The organism is Agrobacterium sp. CNPSo 2736 (genome assembly GCF_004005385.1).
GTDB classification, from domain to species: domain Bacteria; phylum Pseudomonadota; class Alphaproteobacteria; order Rhizobiales; family Rhizobiaceae; genus Agrobacterium; species Agrobacterium leguminum.
The window spans coordinates 56057-68844 of the sequence record NZ_RZTX01000003.1 but is presented as its reverse complement, the minus strand read 5'-3'; the positions used below and the strand labels follow the sequence as shown (position 1 = coordinate 68844).

The 12788-nt window shown below is 59.8% G+C and carries 11 protein-coding genes, 1 tRNA gene and 1 pseudogene; 6 read left to right on the top strand and 7 right to left on the bottom strand.

Annotated elements, in window-relative coordinates:
* Positions 1-221 precede the first annotated feature (221 nt).
* A complete protein-coding gene (locus EM858_RS06665) occupies positions 222-644 on the bottom strand; it encodes a hypothetical protein (RefSeq protein WP_080817463.1) in 423 nt (140 codons plus the stop codon).
* A gap of 264 nt (positions 645-908) precedes the next feature.
* Between EM858_RS06665 and EM858_RS06660 the strand changes: the two genes are divergently transcribed.
* Positions 909-985: transfer RNA gene (locus tag EM858_RS06660), tRNA-Pro, on the top strand.
* Between the two features lie 834 nt (positions 986-1819).
* Here the strand turns inward: EM858_RS06660 and cysN are convergent.
* The 3 genes from cysN to EM858_RS06640 are packed head-to-tail and all read right to left on the bottom strand — an operon-like array spanning position 1820 to position 5064.
* The gene (gene cysN / locus EM858_RS06650; RefSeq protein ID WP_127756230.1) at positions 1820-3301 is read right to left on the bottom strand and encodes a sulfate adenylyltransferase subunit CysN; all 1482 of its coding nucleotides are present in this window, start codon (positions 3299-3301) and stop codon (positions 1820-1822) included.
* The gene (cysD, locus tag EM858_RS06645; protein ID WP_127756229.1) at positions 3301-4254 is read right to left on the bottom strand and encodes a sulfate adenylyltransferase subunit CysD; all 954 of its coding nucleotides are present in this window, start codon (positions 4252-4254) and stop codon (positions 3301-3303) included. The genes cysN and cysD overlap by 1 nt, the downstream gene beginning before the upstream one ends.
* A gap of 27 nt (positions 4255-4281) precedes the next feature.
* The gene (locus tag EM858_RS06640; protein ID WP_164865342.1) at positions 4282-5064 is read right to left on the bottom strand and encodes a phosphoadenylyl-sulfate reductase; all 783 of its coding nucleotides are present in this window, start codon (positions 5062-5064) and stop codon (positions 4282-4284) included.
* A gap of 204 nt (positions 5065-5268) precedes the next feature.
* Between EM858_RS06640 and EM858_RS06635 the strand changes: the two genes are divergently transcribed.
* The 5 genes from EM858_RS06635 (at position 5269) to EM858_RS06615 (ending at position 10206) form a co-directional block, all read left to right on the top strand.
* The gene (locus tag EM858_RS06635) at positions 5269-5709 is read left to right on the top strand and encodes an Rrf2 family transcriptional regulator (protein ID WP_003520468.1); all 441 of its coding nucleotides are present in this window, start codon (positions 5269-5271) and stop codon (positions 5707-5709) included.
* 497 nt (positions 5710-6206) lie between these two features.
* Positions 6207-7232 carry a sulfate ABC transporter substrate-binding protein gene (locus EM858_RS06630; RefSeq protein ID WP_127756227.1) on the top strand — a complete coding sequence of 342 codons (1026 nt, stop codon included), beginning with the start codon at positions 6207-6209 and terminating at the stop codon, positions 7230-7232.
* A gap of 199 nt (positions 7233-7431) precedes the next feature.
* The gene (gene cysT / locus EM858_RS06625; RefSeq protein ID WP_003494311.1) at positions 7432-8289 is read left to right on the top strand and encodes a sulfate ABC transporter permease subunit CysT; all 858 of its coding nucleotides are present in this window, start codon (positions 7432-7434) and stop codon (positions 8287-8289) included.
* Positions 8282-9154, top strand: a complete 873-nt coding sequence (gene cysW / locus EM858_RS06620) for a sulfate ABC transporter permease subunit CysW (protein ID WP_080817462.1) — start codon at positions 8282-8284, stop codon at positions 9152-9154. Before cysT ends, cysW begins: the two co-directional genes overlap by 8 nt.
* An 11-nt stretch (positions 9155-9165) precedes the next feature.
* Complete coding sequence (locus EM858_RS06615; protein WP_003520463.1) at positions 9166-10206, top strand: sulfate/molybdate ABC transporter ATP-binding protein; 1041 nt, start codon at positions 9166-9168, stop codon at positions 10204-10206.
* 788 nt (positions 10207-10994) lie between these two features.
* Here EM858_RS06615 and EM858_RS06600 read toward each other — a convergent pair.
* The 3 genes and pseudogenes from EM858_RS06600 to EM858_RS06590 all read right to left on the bottom strand — a co-directional run bounded on the left by EM858_RS06600 (position 10995) and on the right by EM858_RS06590 (position 12712).
* The gene (locus EM858_RS06600; RefSeq protein ID WP_020812514.1) at positions 10995-11360 is read right to left on the bottom strand and encodes a helix-turn-helix domain-containing protein; all 366 of its coding nucleotides are present in this window, start codon (positions 11358-11360) and stop codon (positions 10995-10997) included.
* Positions 11357-11636, bottom strand: a pseudogene (locus EM858_RS27685) (DUF6516 family protein). Before EM858_RS27685 ends, EM858_RS06600 begins: the two are co-directional and overlap by 4 nt.
* A gap of 62 nt (positions 11637-11698) precedes the next feature.
* Positions 11699-12712: an NAD(P)H-quinone oxidoreductase gene (locus EM858_RS06590; RefSeq protein WP_164865341.1), complete on the bottom strand. Its 1014-nt coding sequence runs from the start codon at positions 12710-12712 to the stop codon at positions 11699-11701.
* Positions 12713-12788: the final 76 nt, after the last annotated feature.

Genomic DNA, 12788 nt, shown 5'->3' with positions numbered 1-12788 from the left:
TTTCATGACGGCGAAGATTAGCCGACGCTTTCAAACGGTTGAAAGGGTTCTGTGAGCGGGATATCGCGGAAAGGCGGATATGACGCCGTTTCCGGCGCGTCACGGGTCGCAGGGTGCGGCTATAGGCAAAAATTTTTTCAGAAAAATGACAATAATCCCGAAAAAGTGAAAAGGCCCGCCGGTTCGGGCGGGCCTTGCTGCGTCTGGCCTGTGGCCGAAGATCAGTCTGCGGCGAGGAATTCCGCGCAATAGCTCGGGCCATTGATGCCGGGGCGGTCGGAAACCGTGCGCACGGCGGTAATCTTGTAATCGCTGGAAACGACGAGCTGCACCGTGCAGGAGAGCGAGGCGGTGCGGGCGGGCGAAATCTGGCGACCCTTCTTGCCATCCTTGCCTTCTTCGAACCTGGCCGGAATGGTGGCCTTCCTGTAGCCGCCGCGCCAGTTATAGACGGTGGAGCTGCCGGTTTCCGTATCGCTCAGCGGCGGGCCGAATTTCGCGAAGAAAATGCCTGCGGACTGGCCGACCCAGCGGGTCTCAACGGGGCTCTTCTGGGCAAAAGAGGGAGTGGAGCCGCCCGTGGAAGTGGTGCAGGCCGAGAGCGCAATGGCAAACGCTGCAAGCGTTACGCTGCGAGATAGCATGGTGAAATGTCCTTTGTGCCGTGTCCGGCTTCCCGCCGGTCATTCCGTTCCCCTAGCAGATTTGGAGACGGCGGGCAGGGGAGGTGTGCGGCTCGATGAAAATTTCCTGCCACAATTGCTTTTTTGTAACGTTTTGAGGCCTTCCAGCCGGTGCCACAGGCTCCTGGCAGGGTTGTTTCAACAGATGGGAAAAACTTGTCACAAAAAATGCAATAAGCCGCTTGTCGAATGCCGGAGGCTGGTCTATAGAAGCGCCGCTGGTCACGGAGTGTAGCGCAGTCTGGTAGCGCACCACGTTCGGGACGTGGGGGTCGGAGGTTCGAATCCTCTCACTCCGACCAGCTTGAAGCCCAATAGATACAGCGGCTTGCAACTCATCCCGAAAATTCCAAGATCGAAATCTCGCACCGAAACCGGACGTGTGAAAACCCGTTTCGGCTGGACTGCATTCGCCGCTCGCGTCTGAAAATCAGGGCGCAGGTGCGAATAACTGCGTTCAAATTGCCGTTCTTCAACCGGTATGCGCTTTGGGAGGAGGCTTTCCACATCCGCTCACGGATGCGAATCGTCGCCATCAACGCTTCGGCGGACTCTTCTTGTCGCCACCCGGCGTCCCAACAAAAGAGGCCCGTCGCTCCGCCAAGCGCCAGGCCTCAATGTCGCGGCCTGTTTCAGGGGACGCGCGACAGGAATCGTCTTAGAAGCCTCAATTCTTCTTCACAATCCAAGAAGTTATCCATCACCGTCATGGGCCCTGAATTTCAGGGGCATCGTCGCGATCAACTTATTGCGATCAAAAAAGAGGCCCGCTGCTTTTTCAAACAACGAGCCTCTATTGGGCCGCTTGGCGGAGCGACCGCATGCAAATTCGCCTTTCGTGCATGAACGTCGAATGAACAAACAGCTTTTTATGCCGCCGAGAAACAACCCGTAAAAATCAGGAGAGCGGCATGGATCGGAAAGCCGTCTCAGCCGTTATCTAACCATACAACAATGGAGGATAGCATGCTGAAGGGTATCGCATTGTGGGCTATGGGCGTTCCGATCTTCGTGATCATTCTGCTTTATATGTTCGTGTTTTAAGCCATCCGCAGTCTCTGACACGGAAGAGGCTCTGAAACGAAAAAGGCGACCGCTTTAACGGTCGCCTTTTTGTTTGTCTGAGTGGGTGCGTGTCAGCCCAGATCGCCGATCAGCCGCGCGGCCGTTGCGCCGTCCGTGCGGCGGATGTCGATCTCGTCGCGGTGCTTGGCGAGGAGCTCGCTGGCCAGCAGCTTTTCCGCAAGATCGGCGGGCAGCGAGAGAATGACCCGGTCGCCCTTTTCTTCCGTCGCACCGACGCTGCGCTTGCCGGCGATCATGCCGCCCGCAACCGTGTTGTTGGTGTCGGGATCGATCAGGATGAAGGAACCGGTCGAGCGGTTCTGTTCATAGGGATCGAAGATCGCCGTCTCGTCGAAGGAAAGCCGCACCTTGCCGATGGCGTTCATCGGCAGCGAGGTTTCATGCGCCTGCCATTCGCCTTCCTTCAGGTTCAGTTGGCTGACAGGCTGCACGCTGACGCGCTGGCGGCGGCTGCCGCTTTTCAGCCAGTAGCGTTTGCCTGCCTCGATACCGCCCGGCTGCAACGCCACGATCTGGGCGTCGAAGGCAAGGCCCGTCTGCGGCTGCGCCTCGATGGAGACGATCATGTCGCCGCGCGACACATCCACCTGACGGTCGAGCACGAGCGTGACCGCATCGCCCGCCACGGCGGCGTTGCGCACCAGATCGAAGGTGACGATCTGCTTGACATTCGCGACCATGCCGGAAGGCAGGACGACGACGCTGTCGCCCGGCTTTACCGAACCGCCGGCAACCGTGCCCTGATAGCCACGGAAGCTTTCACCCGGCCGCGAGACGCGCTGCACCGGCAGGCGGAAGCCGCCGGATTGCGCGGAGCGCACCGTGGCAAGCTCCAGCGTCTCCACCAGCGTCGGGCCTTCATACCAGGGCATGGAGGCCTTGCCGGAGAGAACGACGTTTTCACCCTTCAGCGCCGACATCGGAATGGCGGTGATCTGCTTGATGCCGAGATTGGACGCGAAATCGCGGAATTCATGGGCGATCAGCTCGAAACCGGCCTTGTCGTAATGCGTCAGGTCGATCTTGTTGACGGCCAGCACGAATTGCCGGATGCCCATCAGCGCCGCGATGGTGGCGTGGCGGCGTGTCTGTTCCAGAATGCCGGTGCGCGCATCGACGAGCAGCACGGCGAGATCGGCCGTGGAAGCGCCGGTCGCCATGTTGCGGGTATATTGCTCATGGCCGGGGGTATCGGCCACGATGAAGGCGCGACGGTCGGTGGCGAAATAGCGATAGGCGACATCGATGGTGATGCCCTGTTCGCGCTCCGCCTGAAGACCGTCGAGCAGCAGCGCGAAATCGGGCAGGCCGAGATCGTTCTGCTTGCCGCTGTCGCGATGCAGGGTTGCGGCCTGGTCTTCCTTGACAGCCTTGGTGTCCCAGAGAAGACGGCCGATCAGGGTCGACTTGCCGTCATCGACGCTGCCGCAGGTGATGAGACGTAAGGGGCGCGTATCGCGCGCCGCCTTCGAATGCTCTGCGAAGGGCAGAATGGTTGCGGAAGAGGGGGTGTTGGCGGCGGCGGCACTCATCAGAAATACCCCTCGCGCTTCTTCTTCTCCATCGAACCGGACTGGTCGCGGTCAATCGCGCGGCCCTGCCGTTCGGAAACGGTGGCGATTTCGAGTTCCGCGATGACTTCCTGAAGCGTCGCCGCCTCGGAACGGATCGCGCCGGTCAGCGGGAAGCAGCCGAGCGTGCGGAAGCGGATCGAGCCGTGCTTGATCTCTTCGCCGGGCAGCAGTTCCAGCCGCTCGTCTTCGGCAAGGATCATCATGCCGTCGCGCTCCACATAGGGGCGCTCGGCGGCGTAATAGAGCGGCACCAGCGGAATGTTTTCCGCCTCGATGTAACGCCAGATATCCACTTCGGTCCAGTTGGAGAGCGGGAAGGCGCGCACGCTTTCGCCCTTGCGGACCATGCCGTTATAGATGTTCCACAGTTCCGGGCGCTGGTTGCGCGGGTCCCATTTATGGTCGGGCGTGCGGAAGGAATAGATGCGTTCCTTGGCGCGGCTCGCCTCCTCGTCACGGCGCGCGCCGCCGAAGGCCGCGTCGAACTGGCCGGCATCCAGCGCCTGGCGCAGCGCTTCGGTCTTCATGATGTCGGTATAAAGCGCCGAACCGTGGGTGAAGGGCGTCACGTTTTCGCTCGCACCGCGCGGGTTGGTGTAGGAAATCAGGTCGAGATCGTATTCCTTGACGATATTGTCGCGGAATTCGATCATTTCCTTGAACTTCCAGCCGGTATTGACGTGCAGCAGCGGGAAGGGAATGCGACCCGGGAAAAACGCCTTGCGCGCGAGATGCAGCAGCACGGACGAATCCTTGCCGATGGAATAGAGCATCACAGGGTTATCGAATTCGGCGGCGACTTCGCGGAAAATATGAATAGCTTCGTTTTCAAGCGCCTTCAGATGGGGATCGAGCGGCGGCTTGGATGCGACAGTATTCTTGCTGTCCGTCTCGTGGACTGCGTTGGACATTGTGAACTCCGGGAATGTACTGAATGATTATCGTTGCGGGATGGCGGAAACGGCGGATGTCTGCTCCGCACCGGCGGCGTGAAGACCGCATTCGCGCTTCTCGTCGTTTTCCCACCACCATCGTCCGGCGCGCTCAGGCTCGCCGGGCTTGATGGCGCGCGTACACGGCTCACAGCCGATGGAGGGGTAACCGCGCTGATGCAACGGGTTGACGGGGATGTTTTCCTTGGCGACATGCGCCCGGATAAGGTCGATATCCCAGTCAGCCAAAGGATTGATCTTGATGAGATTGCGATCCGCATCAAATTCGGCGAACGGCGTCGTGGCGCGATTGCCGGACTGGCCGCGACGAAGGCCGGTGATCCAGAAGGCAGCGCCTTCCAGCGCCTTGCCCAGCGGGATCAGCTTTCTGACATGACAGCAGGCGTGACGGGCTTCGACGCTTTCGTAAAAGCCGTTCAGGCCGTATTTTTCGGCATAGGCGTCGATATCGTCCTGCTCCGGGCGGAAGCGGCGGATTTCGATGCCGAAACGCTCTTCGGTTTCATCGATGAGATCGACGGTTTCCTTGAACAGCCGGCCGGTCTCCAGCGTCACGACATCGATCGGCAACCGATGCGTGCCGATGGCGGCGGTGATGACCTGATCCTCGATGCCGAGGCTGGTGGTGAAGACGGCGCGCCCGCCAAGGCCGGCGATAAACGAAAGCCGACCCGCCAGATCGAGCCCGGCAAGCGTGGCGTCGAGGGAGGCGGCATCGGCAGAGGCATTTGCTGAATTGATCGTCATTGTCACGTCCGGGATTTCCATGGCCGATTATTGTTGAAATCCTTATCCGCGAACAGAAATGACAGTCTTTGTGCGCTGCACTTGAGAGCAAAAATGCCTCACGCGCGCAGGGTATGAGCAAAAGATACCCGTTCACCTTGTTCGCAGCTTGGATTTGAATTGTGACAACTTCTGCGCTAAGCCGGAATTGCCGGGTTTCCGGGCTTGTGGTCTACTGGTTTTACGATGATTTCGCAGAAGGCAAAATATGCGCTGAGGGCGCTCCTTTCGCTGGCCAAGGCCGACGGGGCCTGTCCTGTGCAGATTTCCGACATCGCCCGCGAACAGGCCATTCCGAAAAAGTTTCTGGAGCAGATCCTTCTCGAAATGAAGAAGGAACGCCTTGTCGAAAGCCGGCGCGGCAAGCAGGGCGGTTATCTCTTGGCGCGCCCGGCTGCGGATATCACCTTCGGCGAGGTGCTGCGCCTCATCGACGGGCCGCTTGCCCCCTTGCCCTGCCTGTCGCAGACCGCCTATCGCCGCTGCGAGGATTGCGACGGTGAAAAGCAGTGCGAGATCCGCCACGTCTTTGCCCGCGTGGCCGATGCCACCCGCAACATCCTTTTCAACACCACCATCGCCGATGCCGTGGCAGGTGTCGAAGTGCCCGAGCTTTTGACGGCCTGACGCTCGGCGCAATAGGTGTGCAGTACAGTCCCTCCCGCCCTCATTCCTGTGCTTGTCACAGGAATCCAGCCGACGCGCGTCTGCGCGGCGAAAAGACTCTTCTCAGCCCAAGGACTTGGGCTGGCTGGATTCCTGTGACAAGCACAGGAATGAGGGTGGGAGGGAGTGCGTCGCGACAACCGGGAGCTTGAGCCTGCCGAACCAACGGACTTGGGGACGATGTATCTCCCCCATCCCCTTTGACCGCTCAGACGAAAAAATCGTCTAAAACCCCATAATATTTTTCGCCATCGCGGCAAAAAATCGGCAAAAATGTGAAACGGTTTTGCATTCAGCAAAGTTTTACACGACGCTTGTTGCGCCTTTCGCTTATGCTGCGCTGTATTTGTTGCCCGGGAAAACGCTCTCGGGAAACACTTTTTCGATCGTATTCGGCCTCATTGACCAACTCTACTCAACCGGTAGAGTTAAGCCATCGCAATCAGGAGGGAATACCGATGTCCAAGCTTCTGTCCGGTTTGAGCGTTGTTGCGCTTGGCCTCTCACTGGCACTTGGCGGCGCTGGCTCGGCCGCCGCGCAGACCAAGCTGCTCAACGTGTCCTACGATCCGACCCGTGAACTCTACAAGGACTTCAACGAAGCCTTCGCCAAGAAGTGGAAGGCCGATACGGGTGAGGACGTCACGATCCAGCAGTCTCATGGCGGCTCCGGCAAGCAGGCGCGTTCGGTCATCGACGGTCTGGAAGCGGACGTCGTGACGCTGGCGCTGCAGAGCGATATCGATGCCATCGTCCAGAATTCCGGCAAGATCAACAAGGACTGGCGCACCCGCCTGCCGCATAATTCCTCGCCTTACACCTCCACCATCGTCTTCCTGGTGCGCAAGGGTAACCCCAAGGGCATCCATAATTGGGGCGATCTGGTGAAGGGCGACGTGCAGATCGTCACGCCGAACCCGAAGACCTCGGGCGGCGCCCGCTGGAACTATCTGGCGGCCTGGGCCTGGGCCAATGAAGAATTCAAGGGCGATCAGGACAAGATCAAGGCCTATGTCGGCGAACTCTACAAGCGCGCCCCGGTTCTCGACACCGGCGCCCGCGGCTCCACGGTGACCTTCGCCCAGCGCCAGATCGGCGACGTGCTGCTCGCCTGGGAAAACGAGGCCTATCTCGCCGGCCAGGAATTCGGCGCTGACGCCTTCGATATCGTCGTGCCGCCGATCTCGATCCTTGCCGAACCGCCGGTCGCCGTGGTTGACGCCAATGTCGACGCCAAGGGCACCCGCAAGGCGGCGGAAGCCTATCTGCAATATCTCTATTCCGACGAGGGCCAGAATATTGCGGCGAAGCACTTCTACCGCCCGTCGAACCCGGCTGTCGTCTCCAAGGATCTGCTCAAGCAGCTGCCCGACATCAAGCTCGTCACCATTGACGACCCGCAGTTTGGCGGTTGGGCAAAGGCGCAGCCTGAACATTTTGGTGACGGCGGCATCTTCGACCAGATTTACAAGCCCGCAAAGTAAGCGGATGATGGGCTGAAAAGAGATCGCCCGCGTCCACACGGACAACAGAAAACAAAAACCCGATCGACCGGACACCGTGCCGGTCGATACTTTATAATAAACGCCGGGGAACCCCGGCTCCCAGAGAGCATTTCCAGGAAAAGCGGACCCCGGTTTCCTGTCCGGAAATGCGCCAAACTAAAGATTATCCGGAGCCTTGATGAGCAATAATACTTCCGGAAACAGGTGGAAATGGCGGCAGTCGAGCGTCATACCGGGCTTCGGCCTGACGCTTGGTTACACAGTGACCTATCTGTTTCTCATCATTCTTATTCCGCTTGGCGGCCTTGTCTGGTCCACGGCGAAACTGGGTTTTTCAGATTTCATTGCGATTGCCACGGATAGCCGCACGCTGAATGCGCTGCGTGTCAGTTTCGGAACGGCATTTCTTGCCGCGCTGGTCAACGCGGTCTTCGGCGTCATCGTCGCCTGGGTGCTGACGCGTTACCGGTTTCCCGGTCGCCGCTTCGTCGATGCCATCGTCGATCTGCCTTTTGCCCTGCCAACGGCGGTCGCCGGTATCGCGCTGACCACGCTTTACGCCAATCGCGGCTGGGTTGGTTCGCTGTTCGAACCCTTCGGCATCAAGATCGCGTTCACGCCGACCGGCATTGTCATCGCGCTGATCTTCATCGGCCTGCCTTTTGTGGTCCGCACCGTGCAGCCGGTCATGGAAGAAATCGACCGGCAGGTGGAGGAGGTGGCCGCCACGCTTGGCGCCAACCGTTTCCAGACCATCACCCGCGTTCTGCTGCCGAGCCTCACACCCGCGATCCTCACGGGTTTCGCGCTCGCCTTCGCACGCGGCGTCGGCGAATATGGCTCGGTCATCTTCATCGCCGGCAATATTCCCTACGTCTCGGAAATCGCGCCGCTCCTCATCGTCATCCGGCTGGAAGAATTCAATTATGCGGCCGCGACCGGCATCGCCACCATCATGCTGATCATCTCGTTCGCCATGCTGTTCCTCATCAATCTCATTCAGGCCTGGAGCCGCAAGAGGTACGGTTATGTCTGAGACCGCTTCCCGCACGTCCCCCCGGCCGTTCCGCGATCCCGCCAGCGAGAGCTTTCCCGCCCGGCTGGCGTTGATCGCGATAGCCTTCGTCTTCCTCGCCGCTTTTCTGGTTCTGCCGTTGGTCTCGGTCTTCTTCGAAGCCTTCCGCAAGGGTGCGGAAAGCTTCTGGGAGGCGATTGTCGAGCCGGACGCGCTCTCCGCCATTCGCCTGACGCTGCTCGTCGCCGCCATTTCCGTGCCGCTCAACCTCATCTTCGGGGTGATGGCCGCCTGGGCGATTGCGAAATTCGAGTTCAAGGGCAAGGCATTCCTGATCACGCTCATCGACCTGCCGTTCTCGATCTCGCCGGTCATATCGGGCCTCGTCTATGTCATCCTGTTCTCGTCCCACAGCGTTCTGGGGCCATGGCTGAAGAGCTATGGCATCGAGATCCTCTTCGCCGTGCCGGGCATCGTGCTCGCCACCATCTTCGTCACCTTTCCTTTCGTCGCGCGCGAACTGATCCCGCTGATGCAGGATCAGGGCAATGGCGACGAGGAGGCGGCGATTTCGCTCGGCGCTTCCGGCTGGCAGACCTTCTGGTATGTCACGCTGCCGAATATCAAATGGGGCCTGCTTTACGGGGTGCTGCTCTGCAACGCCCGCGCCATGGGCGAGTTCGGCGCCGTCTCGGTGGTCTCGGGCCATATTCGCGGCGAAACCAACACCATGCCGCTGCATGTCGAGATACTCTATAATGAGTACAATATGGGCGCGGCCTTTGCGGTGGCGACCCTGCTCGCCGGTCTGGCGCTCGTGACGCTCATTCTCAAAACCATTCTCGAAATACGCTTTGGCGCGGGCAACGCAGCCGGCAAGCATTGAAAGGCATCTTCATGGAAGTGAAAGTTTCCGGCATCACCAAGCAGTTCGACCGCTTTCCGGCGCTGAACGACGTGTCGCTCGACATTCGTTCCGGCGAGCTGATCGCGCTGCTCGGTCCTTCCGGTTCCGGCAAGACGACGCTGCTGCGTCTCATCGCCGGTCTCGAACAGCCGACGACCGGCCAGATTTTCTTCGGCAACGAGGATGCCTCGCACCGCACGGTGCAGGAGCGCAATGTCGGTTTCGTGTTCCAGCACTACGCCCTGTTCCGCCATATGACGGTGGCCGACAATATCGCCTTTGGCCTGAAGGTCCGGCCCTCCGCCAAGCGTCCGCCGAAGGCCGAAATCCGCAGGCGGGTCTCCGAACTTCTCGACATGGTGCATCTCTCCGGTCTTGAGAAGCGCTACCCCTCGCAGCTTTCAGGCGGTCAGCGCCAGCGCGTGGCGCTTGCCCGCGCTGTGGCCATCGAGCCGAAGGTGCTGCTCCTCGATGAACCTTTCGGCGCGCTCGACGCCAAGGTGCGCAAGGAGCTGCGCCGCTGGCTGCGCGAATTCCACGACCGCACCGGCCACACCACCGTCTTCGTCACCCACGATCAGGAAGAGGCGCTGGAACTGGCAGACCGCGTCGTCGTCATGAGCCAGGGCAAGATCGAACAGGTAGGCACGGCGGATGACGTCTACGACACGCCCAACTCCCCCTTCGTCTTCTCCTTCATCGGCGAATCCTCCAGCCTGCCGGTGACGATCCGCGACGGCCACGTGCTGTTCCAGGGCGAAAGCATCGGCATCGACGAGAGCGGCTCTGGCGAGGGCGAGCTTTTCTTCCGCCCGGAAGATGTGGTGCTGACGCAAGAGAAGGACGCGCTTTACGGCAAGGTCACCACCTGTCGCCGCCTTGCCGGCACCCGCATCGCCGAAATCGACATCGCCAATAACGGCCATGAACCCTATCACCTCGAAATCGAAGTGCCGCTCAACGCCGCCGTGGCGGTGGGGGCGGAACTGCGCTTCCGGCCGACGCGGTGGAAGGTGTTCGGGAAGAAATAAGGGAGACGTGACCGCAGTTGACGGTCGCTGATTTGTCGCTTTCTAACACGCGTCACATTTAATCTGATTCCACAGTACACCACAGTTGAAATCATCGACGGTGCTGGGTGTCGTTACCCCCCTCTGTCCTGCCGGACATCTCCCCCTCAAGGGGGGAGATCGTTCTGTGGCGACGTCTCGCACCTCTCGATGGTCGAGAATGAAGTGGCGAGAATGCCTCTTGTCAATCTCCCCCCTTGAGGGGGAGATGTCCGGCAGGACAGAGGGGGGTAACGACACCCGCCACACTCGATGGTGTACTGTGATCTGATTCCTGCGACGCGCTTTAGATCTTTGTTTTTAAGCATGTCTTTGTCCCAAAACCGCTGCACAGTTTTGGGAGGCATGCTTTAGTTCTCCGTCACACCGGCCTCGAGCCGGTATTCAGCCAGCCCACGTCCTTGGGCTGAAAGGAGTTCTTCTCGTCGCGGGAGAGCCGCACCGGCATTCAAGGCACAGATTTCCCCAATCGTCGAAGCAATACGCAAAAACGGAAAAGGGCCGCCAAAGCGACCCTTCCATGAGTTTGGTCCTGTTTACAGACCCGGGACTGTTTCTCAACGTTCCGAAGGCAGGAGGTTTACAACGAGGGCTGCCCCGTCGAAAACACACCCTTTCCATTGCCTGCACCAGAGACCGAAATCTCACTAGACATTGGATCACCTCCTTCCGATACGTTGAACATAACTAGAAGGTAGTACGATTCGTCAGTAATGCAAGAGGGATTACTTCTGGGGGACGCCCGGCACCTATGCCGCATCTGCGGCCTTTACGTCGAATTCGAAGTGGATGCTGTCATAGGGAAACTCGATGCCAGCCTCGTTCCGGTCGATAACGCCCGCATGGAGGAGCGACGTCACGTCGCGATGAACGGCCTGTACGTCCCGTCCGACCCGGCGGGCAACCTCCCGGATAGAAAGCGGTCCCTGTCCGGCCAGAGCCTTGACGATGGCAAGGCGAAGCGGCGCGAGAATGCGGTGCAGGTCCTCATAGCTTGAAAATTCGACGGATGGTTTCGCCTCCACCGGCTTTCCGGACATGGCCAGATTACCGGCGGCAACAAAGCGGCTCTTGATATCCTTGATCGTGCTGAGACGGACGGTGAGTGCGGTCATGACAAAATCCTTTCCATATCCGCCTGAAAAGCATCGAACAGGGCTTCGAGCGTCGTGAAGGCGATGGTGTCTTCACGCCCGTCCATATGATGATGATCGCCTTTGCCGCGCTCATTGTCATAACGCAGAACACATTCCCCTTTGATCACCAGCGCCAGCCGATATTTGAACGGGTGGATACTGCCGGGAACAGGCTCAGGGATGCCACAGGATAACCTCGAAGAAGGCCGTCTCGTCGATCACTTTGCGCGTCTTTTCGAGCAGAATGGCCTTCATGTTGTTATTTGTGACAACACTTTAGTGTGTTGTCAATGAAAACAACGATGCCGCTCAGAGCGTCACGACACCCGCATCACGATCTTGCCGATATGATTGCTGCTTTCCATCAGCCGGTGCGCTTCCACGACCTCGTCCAGCGTAAAGACCCGGTTGATGACAGGCGCGAGCTGGCCGCTTTCGATGAGCGGCCAGACCTCTGCGACGAGGTCGTCGCGGATGGCGCGTTTTTCGTCGGCCGTGCGGGGGCGCATGGTGGAGCCGGTGACGGTGAGGCGCTTGACCATGATGGGGGTAAGGTTGACCTTCTCGGCGACCGCGCCGCCCAGAAAGGCGATGATGGACAGGCAGCCGTCCTTGGCGAGTGCGGCAAGGTTCTTTTCGAAATAGGCCGCACCGATCATGTCGAGAACCACATCGACGCCCTTGCCGTCGGTTTCAGCTTTGATTATGGCGGCGAAATCTTCCTCACGATAGTTGATCGCCCGTCTGACGCCGAGCGTCACGCAAGCTTCGCATTTTTCCGCCGAGCCTGCCGTGGCATAGACTTCCGCGCCAAAGGCTTTGGCAAGCTGGATAGCCGTCGTGCCGATGCCGCTGGTACCGCCATGGATGAGGACGCTTTCCCCTTCGGTGAGGCCGGCCATCTGGAAGAGGTTGGCCCAGACGGTGAAGAAGGTTTCCGGCAAAGCGGCCGCTTTGACCGCATCGTAACCCTTTGGGAAGGGGAGGGCCTGCCCGGCCGGCACGGTGCAATATTGCGCATAACCGCCGCCATTGGCGAGCGCGCAGACCTTGTCGCCCAGCTTGAATTCGGTAACGCCTTCACCCAGCGCAACCACCTCGCCGGCGATTTCGAGGCCGAGGATCGGGCTCGCATCCTTCGGCGGCGGATAGGTGCCCTGCCGCTGCGCCACATCCGGCCGGTTGACGCCCGCCGCCTCTACCTTCACGAGAACCTCGCCTTTCGCGGGCTTCGGCAAAGGCGCTTGCGAAAGCCGCATCACCTCCGGGCCGCCATGGGAGGGAAGGTCGATGAAGCGCATTGTTTCGGGCAGGGTCTTGGTGTCGGGCATGGCCAGGGGCAACTCCTCACGTGTCGGCGTCGCCTGAAGATGTAGGTCAGATGCACCGCTTAGGGAAGGAGGCCGT